Here is a 20794-nt window from a genome sequence, read left to right on the forward strand (position 1 = left end):
ACCCGGTCCGGCTTCCAAGCACGCCGCAGGCGGGAGAACCGCTCCCGATCACGGCGCTTCCACCGGTCATGCGGCTCCCGTATGATTCCACCTTCAACACGCGGTTAACGCAAATGTCACGAACTTCGTCGGCGAGCCTGGTCCGCAAGCGAATCCTGGTCACGGGGGGGGCCGGTTTCCTGGGGTCGCACCTGTGCGACCGGCTGGTGCGCGACGGCGCCGACGTGTTGTGCCTGGACAACTACTTCACCGGCCGGCGCGACAACATCGCCCACCTTCTGTGCGAGCCGAACTTCGAGGTCATGCGGCACGACATCACCCACGCGATCAACATCGAGGTGGACGAGATCTACAACCTCGCCTGTCCGGCCTCTCCGGTGCATTACCAGTACGACCCGGTGCAGACCACCAAGACCTCGGTGCTCGGCGCCATCAACGTGCTCGGCATCGGCCGGCGCACCGGCGCGCGCGTGTTCCAGGCCTCCACCAGCGAGGTCTATGGCGACCCCACGGTGCATCCGCAGACCGAGGACTATCGCGGCAACGTCAATCCGCTCGGCCCGCGCGCCTGCTACGACGAGGGCAAGCGCTGCGCCGAGACGCTGTTCTTCGACTATCGCCGCCAGCACAATCTCAGCATCAAGGTGGTGCGGATCTTCAACACCTATGGCCCGCGCATGCATCCCGACGACGGCCGCGTGGTGTCGAACTTCATCACCCAGGCGCTGCGCGGCGAGGACATCACCCTCTACGGCGATGGCGGCCAGACACGGGCCTTCTGCTATGTGAGCGACCTGATCGAGGGCTTCGTGCGCATGATGGCCAGCGATGAAGACATCACCGGGCCGGTCAACATGGGCAATCCGCACGAGATCCCGGTGCGCGAACTGGCCGAGCGGGTGCTGGCGCTGACCGGCTCGCGCAGCCGTATCGTGTACCGGCCGCTGCCGCAGGACGATCCGATGCAGCGCTGCCCCGACATCAGCCGGGCCCGCGAGCTGCTGGGCTGGACCCCCGCGATCGGCCTGGAGGATGGGCTGGAGCGCACCATCGCCTACTTCGATGCGCTGCTCAGCGCGGGTGCCGGCAAGGTCGTCGGCTGAGTCGGGTCGCATCGACCGCAACGCCCGGCCTGACCTTTGCCGACATATCCTGTAGGCTTCCCGCTGCCCTGACGCTGACGGACTGGAGCAAACTGTGCGCGTAGCAATGATCGGCGGTGGCTATGTCGGCCTGGTCTCCGGGGCCTGCTTCGCCGAGTTCGGCGTCGAGGTCGCGGTCGTGGAGACCCATCCGGGGCGCCTGGACAGCCTGCGCCAGGGCCGCATCCCGATCTACGAGCCCGGGCTCGACAAGCTGGTCGCCGACAACATCGCCGCCGGCCGGCTGTCGTTCGGCAGCGACATCAAGGAGGCCGTCGCCGGCGCCGAGGCGGTGTTCATCGCCGTGGGCACGCCGCCGCGCAACGGCGACGGCCATGCCGACCTGACCTATGTGTTCGCCGCCGCCGAGCAGGTGGCCCAGGCGCTCGACACCTACGCGGTGATCGTCACCAAATCGACCGTCCCGGTCGGCACCAGCCGGCGCATCGCCGAGATCGTCGCGCACACCCGGCCCGGCCTCGCGTTCGATGTCGCGTCCAACCCGGAGTTTCTGCGCGAGGGCAGCGCGATTGCCGACTTCATGCGGCCGGACCGCGTGGTGATCGGCACCGATGTGTCCCAGGACGGCGGCAGCGAGCGCGCCCAGGAGGTGATGCGCCGGCTGTACCGGCCGCTCTACCTGATCGAGGCGCCGATCCTGTTCACCAGCCTGGAGACCTCCGAGCTCATCAAGTACGCGGCCAACTCGTTCCTGGCGATGAAGATCTCCTTCATCAACGAGATGGCCGACCTGTGCGAGCGCGTCGGTGGCGACGTGCATGACGTGGCCCGCGGCATCGGCCTCGATGGCCGCATCGGCCGCAAGTTCCTGCATGCCGGGCCCGGCTATGGCGGCTCGTGCTTCCCGAAGGACACGCTGGCGCTGATGCGCATCGCCCAGGAGGCGGGCGCCTCCTCGCGCCTGGTGGAGGCGACGGTACAGGTGAACGACGCGCGCAAGGCCAGCATGGGCGCGCGCATCATGTCCGCCTGCGGCGGCAGCGTGCGCGGCAAGACGATCGCGATCCTCGGCCTGACCTTCAAGCCGGAGACGGACGACATGCGCGATGCGCCCTCGATCCCGATCGTGCACCGGCTGGTCGAGAACGGCGCCGCGGTGCGGGTCTATGATCCGGTCGGCATGGAGTCGGCTCGGGCGTCGATGCCGGAACGCATCACCTACTGCGCCGATGCGCTCGATGCCGCGCGCGAGGCCGATGCCCTGATCCTGGTCACCGAGTGGAACGCCTTCCGCGCGATCCCGCCGACGCGGCTGCGCGACCTGATGCGTGGCCGTATCGTGATCGACCTGCGCAACGTCTATGACCCGGCGGCGATGGCGGCGGCCGGTATGGAGTACAGCTCGATCGGACGTCCTTCGCAGGCTCCGGCAAAGCGCCCCGCGGCCCAGGCTGGGTAGAGCATGATGCATGCGTCATGCTTCGCTTGAGAGCTCTCGCCGGCTGCTGAAAAGGCAAGGTCAGGGCGCTGCCCTGGCCCGCTGGGGCCGAAGGCCCCAGACCCCGATTCTGAAATTCAAGGATTTCAGAGGCTCGCCTCTGATGGACTTGAGCCGCGAAGCGGATCAAAGGGGGCGAAGCCTTTGGCCTTCACGCGTTGCACTACGGACGACTCGTTTAAGAGTTTTTCGGCACGCTGCTGGACCAGGCGGGCTGAAGCCGGATCAGCCCGCCATCCAGCGGCCCATGATTGCATCCACCGGGATCGCGATGCCGCCCAGTTGCCTGATATGCGCCGAGCAGATCGCGCCGAGCAGCCCGGCGCCGACCAGGAAGACGGCGCCCTCGAACGGCACCACCAGGCTCTCCAGAACCTGATCCAGGCGTTCCAGCGCCGGGCCGCCACTGCGCAGAGCCGTCGGAATGCCCGCGGCGTCCAGCGGCGCCGGCAGCAGCCACGTGCTGGTCTCGGCGATGCGGCAGAACCGTGCCAGCCGCTCGGCCAGGTCCGGATGGCAGCCGACATGGCCCAGGAACGGCAGCCCCTCGAGCAGCGGCCGCAGGAACGGCATCGCGTCGTGCAGGGCCGCCATGACGCCGAGCGGCACGAAGTGCCGGTCCGGCCGGCGCAGCACCAGGCTCTGCATCTCGGCGAGGAAGCCGAACACCTGCATCTCGGCTGTCAGCACCGCAGCGTCCGGCAGGCCGACCACGTCGGCCTGGTTCAAGGCGGCCAGCAACCGGCTGCCGAGACGGCCGGGGGCCAGGCTGCCGGCGCTCTCGATGGTGGCGCCGAACCAGCCCTGCCACACCGAGTTCGCCACCGCCGACAACTCGTCCCCGTCGAGCACCAGCCCCGCATGATGCGCCGGATGGTCGCGAGGATGGCGGCCGGCCAGGCGACTGGCATAGGCCGCCATGCGCGCCTCCGGCTGCGTCAGCAGGACCATGCCGAAGGGGCGGCGCCGCGCGATGCTGCGCGCCAGCAACGCCGCCAGGCCGGACGCGTCGAGCCAGCGCGCCGAATGGCGCAAGGCCTCGAACTGCCCCAGCACGGCGTCGCGGCCGTGATGCAGCGCGAGCTTGGCGTTGGCGAGGTGGACGTAGGGCGCAAACGGCGGCGCCACCTCGCGCGCCAGGGCACGCAGCAGCGGCTCCGCCGCGAGCAGCTCGTGATACCCGCCGGTCAGGGTGAGCGCGCTGGTGTAGTTCCACAGCGCGCTGTCGCGATGGCCGAGGGCCACTGCCGCGATACGCAGGTGCGGCAGGGCGCCGAGCGGATCGTCGGCGTCGCACAGGCGGGCGGCGATCCGGTTGTGCAGAAAGGCGTCATCCGGCGTCGCCGCGAGCATGATCCGTTCGGCATAAGGCAGTAGGTCGGGGCCCGGCAGATCGGCCTCGTCGCGGCCAGTGGTATCGCCGAGACGCTCGCGGAGCTGCACGAAAAGCCGGCACACCGGCAGGATGTCGGGCCACAGATCGATCGCGCGCCGGCAGGCGACCAGCGCGTCGGCCGGTGCGCCCGTCGCCGCCAGCAGGCGCGCCCGCTGGAACCAGGCACCCGCATCCGCCGGGTCCGCCTGCAGCAGGGCGTCCACCAGCGCGGCCGCCGCCGCCAGTTCCCCCCTGGTCACGAGAGCAGCGGCCTCGGCCAGATCGGCCCCGACCGGACGGGTGATCATGCCGCGTCCAGCGCCGACACCGCCTGTTCGACATGCTGCTCGCCGAGGTCGCCGAGGCTGTCCAGCGTCACGTAGCGATGGCCGCGCACCGCGGACGCCACATAGAACCAGGGACGGAACGACTGGCTGCCGTCGAGCGTCCGGTTCAGCTCCAGGACGCGCAGGCCACCGGCATGGAACAGGATGTTGGTAAGCCCCGCGCCGTGCGGCGACGCCAGGCGTCTGGCACCGGCGACGATCGAGATCTGCTGCTGCAGGTCGACGCCCTCGAAGTTCACGGTCCGGAACCCGCGCCGGTCGAGCACCGCCGACACGATGCTGTTGACGTCGTCGCCGATCCGGCTCGACACGCCGCCCGATCTGGCCAGATGGATGCTCTCGAACGCACGCGACGTCGGAATGACATGCGCGCGCATGCGGTCGAAGACATCCGTGAACGCATCCAGATACATGATGTCGGTCGGCGCGCCCGGCTCGGTCCAGAAGAAATGCAGACGGCGCGCGCAATACAGCCCCGACGGCAACGCTGTCACCCGCCCGGCAAGGCCGCTGAACTCCAGGGATTGCTGCCAGGTGGTCTCGCCGTACGAGATGCCGCCGCTGCGCGCCGCCTCCCGGTAGTCCGGCGTCGCGATCATCACCGACGGCTCCAGATGACGCGCCGCCAGGAAGGCCTTGGTGAGGCCGAAGCACATCCAGTGGAAGTAGTTCCGCCACGCCCCGTCGAAGCCGACGAACACCTCGTCGAGCCGCAACGGCTCGGGCAGGTCGAGCCGCGTCTCCGACGCCTCCCCTGCCTGCTTGATCGCGCGGAACGCCGCGGTCTGGTGGATCGGGCGTCCGTCCTCGCTGAGGATGGTCCCATCCAGGCCGTGGCCGACGAGGAAACGTCCGTTCTCGATGGTGTAGAGCCGCAGCTGCAACGGCGGCGCCGCCAGCCCGCCTGCGCTGTCCTGCACCGAGGCGCCGCGGATGCCGCTCATCAGCGCGGCCAGGTCCTGTCCCGGATAGGCGAGAATCGGTGGCGCGAGGCTGCGGGGAGGCTGCGACGCGATGCTTGCGGCGGCGGGCAGTTCACCAACTTCGAGAAAGCGCCTCACGACAAGCTGCATGCGGCGCCCTCATGAGCGTGAAGCCCCGGATGCGGGGGTACATCCGACTCTACAGCATGATCGGCGGATCGCGCAGGATGATGATGTGCACAACGGCTCGCGCATCGCGAATGCGGACTGCGCGCTGACCAGGCTTGCTGTTGGTTAGCCTGCCAGACCTGAACGGATTATTCCGACGGCCGCGCGATAGACGATCGCTTTCGTTATTTTAGTGGTATGATTAGTTCGTCCGCAGGTGTGGTCACTGGATCAACATGACGCTCGAGGGTACTGCAGCGACGCCTGTCTCGACGCCGGACGACCTCGTCCAGGGCATCGTCGACTATGCCATCTACCGGCTCGACGCCAACGGGATCGTGCTCAGCTGGAACCCGGGCGCGGAACGGTTCAAGGGCTACACGGCCGCCGAGATCATCGGCAAGAACTTCGCGTGCTTCTTCATCGATGGCGACATCGCGCGCGGTGCGCCGGCGACCATTCTCGCCACCGCACGCGAGGCTGGCCAGTACGAGGGCGACGGCTGGCGGCTGCGCAAGGATGGCAGCCAGTTCTGGGCCAGCGTCGTGATCAACCGGCTACAGAACACGGCGGGCGAGTTCGACGGCTTCGCCAAGATCACCCGCGACATCAGCGACAGCCGCACCGTCCAGCAAGCGCTGCGGCTGAGCGAGCAACGCTTCCGGATGCTCGTCGACAGCCTTGTCCACTACGCCATCTTCACGCTCGATCCGGACGGCCATGTCACCAGCTGGAACCTGGGCGCCGAACGTGCCAAGGGCTATTCGCGGGACCAGATCCTCGGCGAGAGCTACGCGCGCTTCTTCACCGCGGAGGACCGGGCGGCCGGCAGGCCGGAGCAGACGCTGAGCGCCGCGCGGGCAAACGGGCGCTTCGAGGGCGAAGGCTGGCGGGTGCGCAAGGACGGCAGCAGGTTCCTCGCCAACGTCGTGATCGACCTGATGCACGACCAGGACGGCGAGTTCCTCGGCTACGCCGCCATCACCCGGGACATCACCGAGAAGCACGCGTTGGAAGCCGCTCGCGAGCAGCTCTACCAGTCGCAGAAGATGGAATCCGTCGGGCAACTCACCGGCGGCGTTGCGCACGATTTTAACAACCTGCTGACGGCAGTGAGCGGCAGCCTTGCCCTGGTCATGGCCGCCAGCACCGACGAGCGGGTACGGCGCCTGATCGAGGTGGCGCAACGTGCCGCGGATCGTGGCGGCAAGCTGACGCACCAGTTGCTGGCCTTCTCCCGCCGCCAGATCCTGCAGCCGCAGACGTCCAACATCAACGACCTGATCACAGCCTTCGAGATCCTGTTGCGGCGTGCGGTCGGCGAGACCATCAACCTACAATTCGATCTCAGCCCGCCGCTCTGGCTCAGCGAGATCGATCCGGCGCAGTTCCAGTCGGCCCTGCTCAATCTTGTCGTGAACGCGCGCGACGCCATGCCGAAGGGCGGCGCGCTCACCATCGAGACGCGGAACATCGAGATCCGGGCGGCGGATGCGCTGCGGATCCGCGAGATTGCGCCCGGACCGTATGTCTGCATCACGGTGCACGATTCCGGCAGCGGCATGACGCCCACGGCGCGCGACCGGGCGATCGAGCCGTTCTTCACCACCAAGGATGTCGGCCAGGGCTCCGGCCTCGGGCTGAGCCAGGTCTATGGATTCGTGCGGCAGAGCGATGGCCAGATCGAGATCGAGAGCGCCATCGGCGCCGGCACCTCGGTCAGCCTGTACCTGCCGCAATCGCAGACACCCAGCAGCAAGGACGCAGCCATGCAAGCAACCCAGACCGATACCACTCACGGCACGATTCTCGTCGTGGAGGACGACCCCGACGTGCTCGAGATCGCCGTCGCCGCGGTCGAGAGCTTCGGCTACAAGGTGCATGCCGCACGGGACGGCGCCGAGGCGCTGGCGATCCTGCTGTCGGAGAAGCCGGTCGACCTGCTGTTCACCGACGTCGTCATGCCGAAAGGCCTGAGCGGGGTGGATCTAGCCCGCGATGCACGGCTGCTGCAGCCCGAGATCCCGGTGCTGATGGCGTCGGGCTACCCGCGCGAAGCCATGCAGGAGCGCAAGGACGACAACGAGAACATGGCCTTCATTGCCAAGCCCTACACGCTCTCGGCACTGAGCGAGAAGCTCGATGTGATGACCCGGAATGCGCCGGGCTGAGGCGGCGCGGCCGGTCCACACGCGTGCCGGCAAGAGCGGCATCAGCGCGAGGCGCTCCAGCGGCGGCTCGACGTCGGATCGGCTCCGCGCAAGTCCTCTTCCTTTCGGCGCTGCTTGCATCGCCCGTGACGGCGCAAGCCGGTCCTGGCGGGTCGGACGTTGCGGCGAAACAGGGGGTTCAAGCCGACGACGAGGCCGTGCTGGTGGCCCACGACCTGGCCTCCAGAAGCCCGGATATCGTCTCGATCACCGACTTCACCGCCGGATATTCGCCGGCGGGTAACGACAACGCAGCCGTTCAAGCCGCGATCATCGCTGCAAGCAATAGCGGCGGCCGCTCCGCCCGCCTGCTCTGGTTCAGCCCCGGAAACTATAACCTCACGCAAACGCAGTATTCCCAGGGGAACGACGCAGAGATCGTGCCAGAGGGTGCCGAGTTTACAGGATTGTCCTTCCCACCGGGAATGACAGACGGGTCGGTGTTGCAAGATGGCGGGACCGCTCTTGCGCTTGGAAAAGTCATGGATTCGGGCAAGGGCAGCGGGCACGGCGGCCACACGACGCTATTCGTCGGTGCCGTCAACAGAGCCTACGCAAGCGGCGTGGCCAAATACGAGCACGACGCCGCCTACATCAATCTCTACAACTATGACCCATCCCAATTCCGATCCGGACGAGGGGCGGCCTCCTACATCCCCAAGGACGCGGTGTCCCTTCATGTCGCTGCGAGTCTGGCTCCTGGCACGGGCAATCTCGGGCGCATCTGGGGTATTGAGGATAATGTCCAGATCGTCCGCGGCGCGGGAGATGGGATTGCCGACGGCATTGAAATTGGCATGGATAACTGGAGCGGCAGCGCATCCGGGGAACCCGGCAGCTACACGTCAAAGACCGGGGTCAACATCTGGGCCGGCGGCAACGCGAACAGCACCAGTGCGATCAATATTGGAAGTAGCGCGTCCCGGGTCGGCTGGGAGGACGGGATCGATGCGTCAGGAGTGACAAGGCGCTTCCTCCGACTAAGCTTCGAGACGCGCGATGTGTTTCTGGTGTCTTCCAAGGGCGACTTGACCGCTGCCTCGGCGGCGATCCTAGGCCATGCAACTTTCGCCCAGAGTATGAATGTGAACGGGTTCATCATTCGCACGCTGCATAGAGCCATCAGCAGCACCGGGTCGGCACTTGCGACTGCAACGGCGCTGACCGCGCACTACAATACCGTCAGGCAATGTGCGACCGGCGCAGTCAGGCTACCGCTGGCCGTACCGGACGGCGGCGATGTGTATATCCTGAACAGGTGTAGCAAGAAGCTCGACGTCTATCCGGGAAGTTCGGCCACCCGGATCGAGGCCGGTTCAGCGGGAGCCGCGATCACGCTGGCTGCAGGAGCGACCGGTCACTTCATGCGGGAGAGTTCCGATCAGTGGCGGCAGATCTGAAACGATCCCCAGCTCCCGCCTCTCAAGGCTCGCGCGGCAGCATGACGCCCGATCGGCCGGCTTGTAACTGGTCGATCACCTCGAACAGGCTGGTCAAATCGGGGTCCGTTGCGCTGAAGTTCCTGATGCCGTCTTCCGTCTGCGGCGCGTCTTCCAGCCTGTTCATGTAGATCAACTTTTGTTCGAAGGCGCCACTGACATGAGCTTGCACCCAGTTGAACCCGACTGACGCAACGATGGTTCCGGGCTCCGCAAACACCGACCCATGCAGGCCGGAACCGCCCTCTCCGATGATGCAGTTTGCCGATCGATACATTGCCGCCTGCTCCGTGAAGCTTAGCTCCTCGGGACGAACGATGTCGTATCCACGCGCGACCGCCATCCGCTCAAGCGACTCGCGCGCAACAAAAACCCGGCCTTCGCTGAAGGATCGCCGTGAAAGACAGACCCGGCGCTTCGGCACGGCAAGGCAGGCATCCCCGAGATCGCCGTAGAACTCCCGTACTAGGTTGTGCAGGGAATAGCTGCCATCGTGACCAAAGCTTGGTAAACACGCGTACTTGCAGGTCACTCTATCTTCCTGCTCTGAAAACATGTGCAGCCGATCCGGCGCAATGTTGCAGTAGGCCTGCAGCATCCGCGGCACCCAGGACGGGGTTCCTGATGGCAGCAGGATCGGCATGCCATCCAGCACGGGACCGAGAAGCCGCTGCGCGATCACGACGCGCGGCAGGAAGTCCAGGATCCAGTGACCATACGTGTTATGGCCCGGCCCGGTGACCACGAGCACAGGCTCATCGATCGTCACCCGGCGGGCGGAGGCCGCGTCGAGAGGGTTGCCAGGATAATGTTCGCAAAGTCGCTTCAGCGCGACATCTGACGTGTGCGAGTGCTCGCGAACAAAGCGATCCTGGGCAAACACGTAGCCCGAGCCGCTGATCTCTATGTCCTGAAGAAGAAAGCAGCCTATCGGTGCCAGCGAGATCGCCGGCAGTCCCCCGCTCCATTCCCAGACTGCATCGGGCTGGTTGCTCAGTTGCAGCCATTGCTCGCAGGGCCTGGCCTCGGAGACGGGACAGACTTCAGCAAACCCGCGCCATTCTCGCAGACCGGCGAGAAGCGAACAGGGTGGCCCCAGCTCCGCGACATCAACGGTTTCGACCGTTCTCACCAACCGACCTGGACACGGTCTGCCGCTGCGACCTGAAGACCCATCATCGCCGTGGGGTCGCGGCCTCCCGAGGCCCTGGTCATTGATGCGAAAGCATGAGGCGCGGGTCCCCTGGCAAGGGCGCAACTATCGCCCATGCCACCTCCAAGATCATCAGATTTCGTCTTGGAAAGGGATACTTCTAGCTTGAACCAAGCTCTACCCCGAGCCTATGCCGTCTCAGAACCCATTACAGCGTCGAAAGGGTCGCGGGATCACCCCCCATGCACATGGTCGAGATCGGCGAACCGGGTGAACTCGCCCTCGAAGAACAGGTCGATCTTGCCCGTCGGCCCGTGCCGCTGCTTTTCCAGCAGCAGCTCGGCCTTGTTGTGCACCTGCTCCATGTCGCGCTGCCACTTGTCCAGCGCGGTCTGATACTTGTCCTCGCTGTCGTACGCCATCTGCTTGGGTGCGCGCTGCTGCAGGTAGTACTCGTCGCGATAGACGAACATCACCGCATCCGCGTCCTGCTCGATGGATCCGCTCTCGCGCAGGTCCGACAGAAGCGGCCGCTTGTCCTCGCGGCTCTCCACCGAGCGGCTGAGCTGGCTCAGCGCCAGCACCGGCACCTCCAGCTCCTTGGCAATCGCCTTCAGGCCCTGGGTGATCTGGCTGATCTCCAGCACCCGGCTCTCTGGCTTCGTGCCCACCGACGGCCGCATCAGCTGCAGATAGTCCACCACCACCAGGCTGAGCCCCTTGGTGCGCGCCAGCCGACGGCAGCGCGTGCGCAGCGCCGACAGCGAGATCGCCGGCGTGTCGTCGATATGCAGCGGCAAGCTCTGCAGCTCGCGCGACACCTGGATGAAGCGGTCGAACTCCTTCTGCCCGATCTCGCCGCGCCGGATGCGCTCGGAGGAGACCCGGCTCTCCTCCGACAGCAACCGCGTCGCCAGCTGCTCGGCACTCATTTCCAGCGAGAAGATCGCCACCGACCCCTTCGGCTGCACCTGGTCGCTGCCCTTTCCGGACCCATGCAGCGCCTCGTACTCGCGCGCCTCGCGCATCAGCGCCCGCGCCGCGCCGAAGGCGATCTTGGTCGCCAGCGCCGTCTTGCCCATCGCCGGCCGCCCGGCCAGGATCAGCAGGTCGGACGGATGCAGCCCGCCGGTCTTCTTGTCGAGATCGCGCAGCCCGGTGGTCAGCCCCGCCACATCCCCCTGGCGATGGAACGCCTTTTCGGCAATCCCGATCGCATCCGTCAGCGCACGCTCGAAGGTGACGAACCCGCCATCCTGGCTCTTCTCGGTGGCGAGACGGAACAGCGCCTCCTCGCCCGCTTCGATCTGTTTGGCGCCATCCAGCTCCGGCGTCTGCCCGAACGCGTTGTTCACCACGGTCTCGCCGATATCGATCAACTGCCGCCGCAGCCAGGCATCGTGGATCGCCCGGCCATACTCGCCGGCATTGATGATGCCGACCATCGCGGTCAGCAGCTGCCCGAGATAGACGACACCCCCCACCTCGTCGAGCAGCCCGGAATGCTCGAACTCGGCGCGCAACGTGATCGCATCCGCCAGCTGCCCGGCCTCGACACGCCTCGTGATCGCCTGGAAAATCCGGCCATGCAGCGGATCGGCGAAATGCTCGGGCGACAGGAACTCGCTGACCCGGTCATACGCCTTGTTGTTGGCGAGCAACGCCCCCAGCAACGCCTGCTCCGCCTGCACGTTGGAGGGCGGCAGCCGCTGCGACAGGCCGAACAGGCTCTCGCGCTGGGTCGATTCGATCTGGTTCACGCTTTGACCCTAGCCCTTTTGCTGTCAGCAAGGCACGGGCTCTGCCCGTGACCTGCTGGGGCCTCAGGCCCCAGACCCCTATTCTTAAACGATTCGTTTGCAAAGGCTCGCCTTTGCCGGGGTCGAGGGGCGGCGCCCCTCGCCTTGCCTTCTGCTTACTGCCTGCGGCGCAGTTCCGCCCGCGTCCTGTGCCTGTGGATCACGGGGACCGCGCTGTATAGCGGGGATAACCAGCGCGTATCCGCTCAAGGGTTGCGGTGGTGGATTGCTCGGGAACCAGTCCGGTCAGTACCACCCGGCCCCCGTTGGCCTGCACGAAGTCGGCGCCGACTGTGGTTTCCAGGGTGTAGTCGCCGCCCTTGACCAGCACGTCGGGCGACAGCGCCTGGATCAGCGCGAGCGGGGTGTCTTCGTCGAAGCTCACCACGCCATCGACATGGCGGATCGCCGCCATCACCTGGGCCCGGGCCGCGAGCCGGTTGACCGGGCGGGTCGGTCCCTTGAGCCGGCTGACCGAGGCGTCTGCATTCAGGGCGACGATGAGGCGGTCGCATTCCGCGCGGGCGGTGCCCAGGAGCGCCACATGGCCCGGGTGGATGATATCGAAGCAGCCGTTGGTGAAGCCGACGCGCAGGCCCTGCGCCTTCCAGCGCGCGACCTGGGCCTTTGCGTGCGACAGCGTCGAGAGGGCGGTCTCGGCGGCATGCTCGCCGAACTGCTGGTCGAGCAGCAGCAGCTCCTGCATGACTTCGGCGATGTCGGCGGTCGCGGTGCCGAGCTTGCCGACCACCACGCCGGCAGCGGCGTTGGCGATGCGCATCGCCTGCGCCAGCGTCTGGCCGGCCCCGCGGGCCAGCGCCATGGCCGCGATCACCGTGTCGCCGGCGCCGGACACGTCGAACACCTCGCGGGCCCGCGCCGGCACCGAGAGCGCCGGGCCGTCCCGCTCGACCAGGATCATGCCCTTGTCGGAGCGGGTCGCCAGGATCGCGCCGGCCTCGGCGTGGGCCATCACGGCACGGGCCGCGGCCTCCACCTGAAGCGCGTCCTCGACCGGCAGGCCTGCGGCCGCCGACAGCTCGCGCGCGTTCGGGGTGATGCAGTCGGCACCCCGATAGCGCGAGAAATCGTTGGATTTCGGGTCCACGAACACCGGGATGCGCCGCCGCCGCGCCTGCGCGATGGCATGCGCGACCAGCGCCGGCGCGCAGACCCCCTTGCCGTAGTCCGACAGCAGCAGCACCTGCGCCTGGCCGATATGGCTGTCGATGGCGGCCTTCAGCGCGAGCGCCTCGGCGGGCTGCAAGGCAAGCCGGCTTTCCTCATCGGCCCGCACCACCTGCTGGTGCGCCGCGATGTAGCGCGTCTTGCAGATCGTCGGGCGCGCCTCGCTTTCGACCAGCGCGTCCAGCACCCGGCCCTGCCCGACCAGGATCTGCCGCAGGCGGGCGCCGGCGGCGTCGCGTCCGATGAGGCCGACCAGTACTGCGCGGCCGCCCAGCGAGAGGATGTTGCTGGCGACGTTGCCGACGCCGCCCGCCATCTCGCGGGTACGGGTGAGCCGGAGCACCGGCACCGGCGCTTCCGGCGAGATCCGCTCCATCTCGCCATAGACATAGCGGTCGAGCATGACGTCGCCGACGCACAGCACGCAGATGGCGCCGAAGTCCATCATGGGAGCCTGGCCATCATGCGCGCCTGGCCATCATGCCCTGAAGCCATCCACCATGGCAGCAAGCCCGAGCTGGCGCGCGGTGCGCAGCCGTGCCGCCTGCAGCACGGCGCGGGCGCTGCGGATCGAGCGGTCCAGCTCCGCATTGACGATCACGTGCTCGAACTCGCGCCAGTGCGCGATCTCGTCGCGGGCGGACTGCATGCGCCGGGCGATCTCCGCCGGATCGTCGGCGGCGCGCGAGCGCAGCCGCTGCTCCAGCACGCCGAGCGACGGCGGCAGCACGAACAGGCTGACAACGTCCTCGGGCAGCGCCGCCCGGATCTGCCGGTGGCCCTGCCAGTCGATGTCGAACACCATGTCGCGGCCTGCCGCCAGCGCGTCCTCGACCGGCTGGCGCGGGCTGCCGTAGCCGCGCCCGAACACCATCGCCCACTCGAGCAGCGCGCCGGACTGCGCCATGGCATCGAACTCGGCCATGCTGCGGTAGTGGTAGTGCACGCCCTCGACCTCGCCCGGACGCGGCGTGCGCGTGGTCACGCTGACCGAATGCACCAGCTCCGGCTCGGCGGCGCGCAACGCATTGACGATGGTGCTCTTGCCGGCCCCCGATGGCGCCGAGATCACCAGGCAGACGCCGCGTCGTTGAACAGCCATCTCCGCCATGGATCCCGACCTCGCAGCCATCCCGCGGCTTCTACCAGCCCAGCCGGATGGCGCGAAGCCTTCCGGCCCTCGCGCTCAGCCGGCCCTAGTTTTTTATCAGCATGACCTGGGAGCTGGGCAGCTCGATCACCCGCTCGGGGCGTCCGGAGAGGAATTCGGCGAACGCCTCGCGCACCCCGTCCAGGTAGGAGTAGTCGTGGCTGACGATGACCCCGCCGGCCAGCATGCGCGGATAAAAGAACTCCAGGCAGGCGCGGGTGCCCTCCTTGAGATCGACATCGAGATGCACGAACGAGAAGCGCTCGTCGCTGCAGGCGACGTTCTCGCCGGTGAACAGCCTTTGGTGGAACACCAGGTTCGGCTGGTCGTGCAGGTAGGACCGCACCGCCTCGAGCGACGCGGCATAGTGCCCCTTGCGCATCGCTCGGCACTCGTCGCGGTCCGGCTCGGGCAGGCCGGAGAAGGTGTCGAACAGGTGCAGCGCGGTGGGCCGGCCAGCCAGGCTGATCAGCTTGGCCGAGCAGCCCTGGAACACGCCGACCTCCGCCATCACGCCACCGACCGCGCGCTGTGCCGCCGCCAGCGAGGTGATCATGAAGGCCTCGTTGCCACTGAGCAGCGACTCGCGCTCGCTGCGGACCCGGCGGATGAGGTCGAGACGGCCGCGCTGCTTGTGGCCGCCCATGATGGCGAGCTCGATCCGGCTGAGCGTGCCGACGGTCACCCGCCGCAGCAGCCGGGAGCGGGCGAACAGCCGGTGCACCGTCGCCTGCGGCACCAGGCCGGCGAGCTTGCGCAGCCGGCGCCGGACCGGGGCGGCCGGCATGGCAGCAGCCATGCCGGCCGCCTCGCGCAATGCGGCAGGCCGGTTCGTAGGATTGTGGTGGATGGGAGATACTCCAATGGTGCGCCGATCGGCGCGACCGCGACGTAACGCCATGATCCGCGACCAGATCCTGACCCCGGTTTTGTCTCAGGGCAGAGACCCGGTTTGCAGAAGACCGGCGCAGTGCGTCCAGCGATTAAGTTACGACACCGTATCCCCGGTCCCCAGAACCGCCAGCGCCTGCGCCAGGTCGGCCACGAGGTCCTCGGCATTCTCGATGCCGACGCTGAGCCGGATCAGGCCGTCCACGACCCCGGCCCGCTCGCGGACCTCGGCCGGCACCCCGGAATGGGTGGTCGAGGCCGGATGGCAGACCAGCGACTCCGTCCCCCCGAGGCTGACCGCCAGCTTGAAGATGCGCAACGCATTCAGCACCCGGAACGCCTCGGCCTGGCCACCGGCAATGACGATGCTGAAGGTCGAGCCGGCGCCGGTCGCCTGCCGCGCCTGCACCGCGGCCGCCGGATCACCCGCCTGCAGCCGGTTCAGCGCATGCAGCTTCAGCACGCGCGGGTGCGCCGCGAGGAAGCCGAGCACGATCTCCGCGTTGCGCGCCGCTTCCCGCATGCGCAGCCCCAGCGTCTCCAGCGAGCGCCCGATCAGCCAGCAGGTGTTGGGATCGAGCTGGGTGCCGATGGCGCCGCGCAGCAGCCGGATCGGCCGCATCAGCGCCGCCGTTCCCAGGGCTGCGCCGCCGATCAGGTCGCTATGGCCGCCGATATACTTGGTCAGCGAGTACAGCACGATGTCGACCCCGTGCAGCAGCGGCGCCTGGAACACCGGCCCAAGCAGGGTGTTGTCGCAGACGATCAGCGGCGCATGGCCCTGCCGGGTGGCGATGCGGTCGCGCACCCTGGCCACCAGGGAGAAATCGACCAGCGAGATCAGCGGGTTGGAGGGGGTCTCCAGCATGATGATGGAAACCCGGCCGCGGGCGCAGGCGCGCGCGGCGGCCGCGTCGATCGCCGCCTCGTCCAGCCCGTCGGTGAAGCCCTCGGCGCCGATGCCCCAGCCGGCGAAGGTGCGCATCAGCAGCGTCTCGGTGCCGCCATAGAGCGGCTGGCTGTGCAGGACGACGTCGCCGGGCCTGGTGTAGGCGAGCAGCGTGGTGGCGATCGCCGACATGCCGGCGCTGAACAGCAGCGCCTGCTCGGCCGCCTCGAACACCGCGAGCCGCTCCTCGACGATCTCGGTGTTGGGGTGGTTGAAGCGCGAATAGACCAGGCCGGCGCCCCCCTCCGGCACCGGCTTGCGGCCGGCCACCACGTCGAAGAAGTCGCGGCCCTCCTCGGCGGAGCGGAACACGAAGGTCGAGGTCATGAAGATCGGCGGCTTCACCGAACCTTCCGACAGCGCCGGGTCGTAGGCGTAGCCCAGCATCAGGGTTTCCGGGTGCAGCACATGGTCGCCCAGGGCGCGGTGGCGGCTGCGGTCTTCGGCCATGACGGTCCCCTGATTGCTATGGCGCGCCAGATTAGCGTGAACCACTCGCGCCACGCAGCGTCAAAGCGGCGACGCGAAGCTGAAAAGGACCCTCTTCATGGAACACAGATTTCTCGGCCGATCCGGCTTCCAGGTGCCGGTGCTGAGCCTGGGCACCGGCACGTTCGGCGGCGGCAACGAATTCTTCAAGGCGTGGGGCGATACCGACGTGCAGGGAGCAACCCGGCTGGTCGATATCTGCCTCGAGCACGGCCTCACCATGTTCGACAGCGCCGACATCTATTCGGGGGGCCTCGCGGAGGAGGTGCTGGGCGGCGCGATCAAGGGGCGGCGCGAGAAGGTCATCGTCTCGACCAAGGCGACCTTCCGCGCCGGCGACGGCCCGAACGAGGTCGGCGCCTCGCGCCACCATTTGATCCAGGCCGTCGAGCACTCGCTCAGGCGCCTCGGCACCGACTATATCGACCTGTTCCAGCTGCACGGCTTCGACGCCAAAACGCCCGTCGAGGAGACGCTGAACGCGCTCGACGACCTCGTACGGGCCGGCAAGATCCGCTATCTCGGCGTGTCCAATTTCTCCGGCTGGCACCTGATGAAGTCGCTCTCGGTGTCCGAGCGCTACAACCTGCAGCGCTACGTCGCCAACCAGACCTACTATTCGCTGATCGGCCGCGACTACGAGTGGGAACTGATGCCGCTCGGGCTGGAGCAGGGCGTCGGCGCCGTGGTCTGGAGCCCGCTCGGCTGGGGCCGCCTGACCGGCAAGATACGCCGTGGCCAGCCGCTGCCCGCCGGCTCGCGCCTGCACAAGACCGCCGACATGGGGCCGCCGGTCGCCGACGAGCACGTCCACAAGGTGGTGGACGCGCTGGACCGCGTGGCGGCGGAGACCGGCAAGAGCGTGCCGCAGATCGCGCTGAACTGGCTGCTGCAGCGCCCGACGGTCTCCAACATCATCGTCGGCGCCCGCAACGAGGAGCAGTTGCGGCAGAATCTCGGCGCGGTCGGCTGGACCCTGACGCCGGAGCAGATGGCAAGCCTGGAGGCGGCCAGCGCCGTCACCCTGCCCTACCCGTTCTGGCACCAGGCCGGGTTCGCCGAGCGCAACCCGGCGCCGGTGTAGGTCCAGATCAGGCGGCGGCTTTGCCCCGAGCATGATCCGATCGATCATGCTCGGCTTGTCCTTTGACAGGCCGCGTTATCCGCGGCCTTGCGCAAAGGCCGCCGCCGCCGCGATCTGCTCAGGCGTGGGCGTCTGGCCGGTATAGAGGATGAACTGCTCCACGGCCTGTACGGTCTGGATCTCGGCGCCGGTCACGATGCGTTTGCCGAGAGCGCGCGCCGCCCGGATCGTCGGCGTCTCCGAAGGCAGGGCCACCACGTCGACCACGACCTTCGCCGCCTCGAGCGCCGCCTTCGGAAAGGCAAGGTCCTCGGCCTCCGGGCCACCCTCCATCCCGACCGGGGTGACGTTGATCAGCATGCCCGCTTGCGCGTCGCCCAGTTCGGGCGCCCAGCCATAGCCGCAGGCATCCGCCAGAGCCGTGCCGGTTGCCTGGTTGCGGGCCACGATGGTGCCGTTGGTGAAACTATTGTCGCGCAACGCCGAAGCCACCGCCTTCGCCATGCCGCCGCTTCCGGTGAGCAGGAACCGGATCTCTCGGTCGATCGGCGTCTCGGCCACCAGCCGGACGATGGCGATGTAGTCGGTGTTGTAGGCGTGAAGATGGCCGTCGGAATTGACTATGGTGTTCACCGACCCGATCGCCTGCGCGGACGGGTCGAGGCTGTCCAGCATCGGGATGACGACTTCCTTGAACGGCATCGAGACCGCGCAGCCGCGGATGCCGAGCGCCCGGATGCCGCCGATCGCGCCGTCGAGGTCGCGGGTGCCGAACGCCTTGTAAACATAGTCGAGGCCGAGCGCCTCGTAGAGGTGGTTATGGAACCGGGTGCCGAAATTGCCCGGCCGCGCGGAGAGCGACATGCACAGCCGCGTCGTCCGGTTGATCGAAAGCTTGCTCATGCCCGTGTCATAACAATCAGACTTCGCGCCAGCCAGGCCGGTGCGGATCGACCAGGCTGAAATGGATCGGGCCGATTCCCGAGATCGCAAGGATCGCCGGGCCGTCTGCGTGTTTTTTGACCCCGTCATAATGCGGCGTGCCGGCGACGCGCCGGACAAAGCCGCCGGCTTCGACCGGCACCGTGGCGCCGGGGGCAAAATCCGTGCCACTCGCCACCCACCAGGTGCCGGACAGCACGATGCAGAGCCGGTCGGTCTCGTAGGAATGCGGGGCGCTCATATAGCCCGGATGCCAACGGATCAGGACGAAATACTGCCCGGGCTCGTGCAGTCCGCCATGCAGGGTGGCCTGCTCGGCAGTTCCCGGCGGGAAATTGTAGAGCTGTCGCCAGGGGATGGCGTCGGCCTGCACCACCTGCGTCATCGCGGGATCGGCTCCCGCCGCATCGGCGCCCCGCGATGGCAATGAAGCGGCCGCCATGAGCACCGAGGCCGAGAGCAGGTCGCGACGCTGCACCATGTCCGTCATCGCGCCCTCCATCGATGATCGCGCTGGCCGGCATCATCATGCCGGCTGCAGATTTACCCAGCTTTTGCCGCGTGGCCAGCACCCGCTACGAGATCCTGCCCTTGGACGGCAGCAGGCTTCATGCCAGTCTCACGCCATGAGACGGGTTGAGGTCCGGGAGACACCGCGATGGTTGTAGCGGAATGCGTGTGTGTGGAGTGCGGAGCCGACATCACCGGCTGCGCCGCGCCTAGCGGATCCCACGATCAATGTGGCGTGTGCCGATGGATCGATGCCATGCCCGACCTCCTGGATCGCGACGGCCTGCGCCGGCAGATGCTCAGGATCGGACTGGTCGGTCCGGCGCGCTGAGGCCGTCGCGCGGGCGGGCTCCCGCTGCCCCGGGGCGACGGCATCGACCCGTCGCTGACGATGACCGTAAACTCCTCTTGCGAACGGCGGACCGCATCGAGGCGTTGACCGCCGGGCGACGGACTCGGCAACGAAAGGAACCGGCAATGGACATCACACGGGCGGGTACTGCCGCCTCCGCCAAGGGGCCCTCGGACTGGTTCACCGGCACCGTGCGCATCGATGCGCTGTTCAGCCCTCCCGAGCCGGCGCGTGTCGGTGGCGCCCTCGTCACCTTCGAGCCCGGTGCTCGCACCGCGTGGCACACGCATCCGCTCGGCCAGACCCTGATCGTGACCACCGGCCTGGGCTGGGTGCAGCGCGAAGGCGGCCCGGTCGAGGCAATCAGGCCCGGCGACGTGGTCTGGTTTGCACCGCGCGAGAAGCACTGGCATGGCGCCTCGGCGACCACCGCCATGAGCCACATCGCCATCCAGGAGAAACTGAACGGCTCGCCGGTCGACTGGCTGGAGCAGGTCAGCGACGAGGACTACCGCCATGGCACCTAGAGCAAGACCGGCTCAAGTTGAGCCGGTAAACTTGCTCTACCAGATTGATCTAGAGACTGATTCACGTCTCAGGCTGGTTCAGCCTGAGACGATCAGGCTCTAGTGGCAAAAATCTGAGAGAAGAGTCGTCAGGTTTTACCAGCGGATAAGCCGGGTGACCCCCCGGGCGGTCCCGGCACGGCATAAGCTGCGCGTGCTCATGATCCTGAGCGCCCTGATGGGCTTCGGCTCGATCTCGACCGATTTCTACCTGCCGGCGCTGCCGACCATGGCGTCGTCACTCCGGTCCGCATCCGGAACGATCGAGTTGCGACGCTATTGCCTGCTGTTCGGCCTCGGCGTCATCGGGCTCATCGCGGCCAGCCTAGTCAATGCGCGGCTCGTGCCACGCTTCGGCAGCGGGCGATTGCTGCTGGCCGGCACCTCGGGTGCGGCCGTGGCCGGCATCGTCCTGGCCGTCGACGCCTGCACCGGTCTCGGCGGCCTGGCCAGCCTCGCTCTGCCCTTGTTCTGCTTCGTCTGTGCAACCGGGTTCATCGTCGCCAACGCCGTCGCCGGCGCGCTCGCGGTGATGCCGGATCGCGCCGGCACGGTCTCGGCGTTCGTCGGCACGATCCAGTACGGCGGCGGCATCCTGGGATCCGCCCTGACCGGCGCCCTGCTGTCGACGCGCCTGCTGCAGCCGACGGGCAGGTGA

The 20794-nt window shown here is 67.6% G+C and carries 18 protein-coding genes; 8 read left to right on the plus strand and 10 right to left on the minus strand.

Annotation, left to right across the window (positions count from 1 at the left end; genetic code table 11):
• Positions 1-113: 113 nt before the first annotated feature.
• Both ACQY4O_RS13930 and ACQY4O_RS13935 read left to right on the plus strand, forming a co-directional pair.
• Positions 114-1103: a UDP-glucuronic acid decarboxylase family protein gene (locus ACQY4O_RS13930; protein WP_428376954.1), complete on the plus strand. Its 990-nt coding sequence runs from the start codon at positions 114-116 to the stop codon at positions 1101-1103.
• 106 nt (positions 1104-1209) lie between these two features.
• Positions 1210-2562, plus strand: coding sequence for a UDP-glucose dehydrogenase family protein (locus tag ACQY4O_RS13935; RefSeq protein WP_428378204.1), 1353 nt, complete (start codon positions 1210-1212; stop codon positions 2560-2562).
• 264 nt (positions 2563-2826) lie between these two features.
• Here the strand turns inward: ACQY4O_RS13935 and ACQY4O_RS13940 are convergent, their stop codons facing one another.
• Entirely contained in the window at positions 2827-4284 is a 1458-nt protein-coding gene (locus ACQY4O_RS13940; protein WP_428376955.1) for a hypothetical protein, read from the minus strand.
• The gene (locus ACQY4O_RS13945; RefSeq protein ID WP_428376956.1) at positions 4281-5396 is read right to left on the minus strand and encodes a glycosyltransferase 61 family protein; all 1116 of its coding nucleotides are present in this window, start codon (positions 5394-5396) and stop codon (positions 4281-4283) included. Before ACQY4O_RS13945 ends, ACQY4O_RS13940 begins: the two co-directional genes overlap by 4 nt.
• A 254-nt stretch (positions 5397-5650) precedes the next feature.
• Here ACQY4O_RS13945 and ACQY4O_RS13950 point away from each other — a divergent pair, with 254 nt between their 5' ends.
• Both ACQY4O_RS13950 and ACQY4O_RS13955 read left to right on the plus strand, forming a co-directional pair.
• Positions 5651-7585: a PAS domain S-box protein gene (locus ACQY4O_RS13950; RefSeq protein WP_428376957.1), complete on the plus strand. Its 1935-nt coding sequence runs from the start codon at positions 5651-5653 to the stop codon at positions 7583-7585.
• A gap of 125 nt (positions 7586-7710) precedes the next feature.
• On the plus strand, positions 7711-9024 hold the full coding sequence (locus ACQY4O_RS13955) for a hypothetical protein (protein WP_428376958.1): 1314 nt from the start codon (positions 7711-7713) through the stop codon (positions 9022-9024).
• A gap of 22 nt (positions 9025-9046) precedes the next feature.
• Here ACQY4O_RS13955 and ACQY4O_RS13960 read toward each other — a convergent pair whose 3' ends face one another.
• The 6 genes from ACQY4O_RS13960 to ACQY4O_RS13985 form a co-directional block, all read right to left on the minus strand.
• Positions 9047-10195, minus strand: a complete 1149-nt coding sequence (locus ACQY4O_RS13960; protein WP_428376959.1) for a glycosyltransferase family 61 protein — start codon at positions 10193-10195, stop codon at positions 9047-9049.
• Positions 10196-10449: 254 nt separating this feature from the next.
• Positions 10450-11976, minus strand: coding sequence for a replicative DNA helicase (locus ACQY4O_RS13965; RefSeq protein ID WP_428376960.1), 1527 nt, complete (start codon positions 11974-11976; stop codon positions 10450-10452).
• 199 nt (positions 11977-12175) lie between these two features.
• Complete coding sequence (rfaE1, locus tag ACQY4O_RS13970) at positions 12176-13648, minus strand: D-glycero-beta-D-manno-heptose-7-phosphate kinase (protein WP_428378205.1); 1473 nt, start codon at positions 13646-13648, stop codon at positions 12176-12178.
• A gap of 33 nt (positions 13649-13681) precedes the next feature.
• The gene (gmk, locus tag ACQY4O_RS13975; protein WP_428376961.1) at positions 13682-14305 is read right to left on the minus strand and encodes a guanylate kinase; all 624 of its coding nucleotides are present in this window, start codon (positions 14303-14305) and stop codon (positions 13682-13684) included.
• Between the two features lie 94 nt (positions 14306-14399).
• Positions 14400-15152, minus strand: a complete 753-nt coding sequence (locus tag ACQY4O_RS13980; RefSeq protein WP_428376962.1) for a TylF/MycF/NovP-related O-methyltransferase — start codon at positions 15150-15152, stop codon at positions 14400-14402.
• 189 nt (positions 15153-15341) lie between these two features.
• Complete coding sequence (locus tag ACQY4O_RS13985; RefSeq protein ID WP_428376963.1) at positions 15342-16643, minus strand: cystathionine gamma-synthase family protein; 1302 nt, start codon at positions 16641-16643, stop codon at positions 15342-15344.
• Positions 16644-16740: 97 nt separating this feature from the next.
• Here ACQY4O_RS13985 and ACQY4O_RS13990 point away from each other — a divergent pair, with 97 nt between their 5' ends.
• Positions 16741-17766, plus strand: coding sequence for an aldo/keto reductase (locus ACQY4O_RS13990; RefSeq protein ID WP_428376964.1), 1026 nt, complete (start codon positions 16741-16743; stop codon positions 17764-17766).
• A 75-nt stretch (positions 17767-17841) separates the two neighbouring features.
• Here the strand turns inward: ACQY4O_RS13990 and ACQY4O_RS13995 are convergent, their stop codons facing one another.
• Together ACQY4O_RS13995 and ACQY4O_RS14000 are read right to left on the minus strand one after the other, a co-directional pair.
• Positions 17842-18669: a shikimate 5-dehydrogenase gene (locus ACQY4O_RS13995; protein WP_428376965.1), complete on the minus strand. Its 828-nt coding sequence runs from the start codon at positions 18667-18669 to the stop codon at positions 17842-17844.
• 16 nt (positions 18670-18685) lie between these two features.
• Entirely contained in the window at positions 18686-19198 is a 513-nt protein-coding gene (locus ACQY4O_RS14000; RefSeq protein WP_428376966.1) for a cupin domain-containing protein, read from the minus strand.
• Positions 19199-19212: 14 nt separating this feature from the next.
• Here ACQY4O_RS14000 and ACQY4O_RS14005 point away from each other — a divergent pair, with 14 nt between their 5' ends.
• The 3 genes from ACQY4O_RS14005 to ACQY4O_RS14015 all read left to right on the plus strand — a co-directional run bounded on the left by ACQY4O_RS14005 (position 19213) and on the right by ACQY4O_RS14015 (position 20794).
• On the plus strand, positions 19213-19338 hold the full coding sequence (locus ACQY4O_RS14005) for a hypothetical protein (protein WP_428376967.1): 126 nt from the start codon (positions 19213-19215) through the stop codon (positions 19336-19338).
• 357 nt (positions 19339-19695) lie between these two features.
• Complete coding sequence (locus tag ACQY4O_RS14010) at positions 19696-20097, plus strand: (R)-mandelonitrile lyase (protein ID WP_428376968.1); 402 nt, start codon at positions 19696-19698, stop codon at positions 20095-20097.
• Positions 20098-20251: 154 nt separating this feature from the next.
• Entirely contained in the window at positions 20252-20794 is a 543-nt protein-coding gene (locus tag ACQY4O_RS14015) for a hypothetical protein (protein WP_428376969.1), read from the plus strand.

The organism is Lichenicoccus sp., assembly GCF_965277665.1.
In the GTDB taxonomy this organism is placed as follows: domain Bacteria; phylum Pseudomonadota; class Alphaproteobacteria; order Acetobacterales; family Acetobacteraceae; genus Lichenicoccus.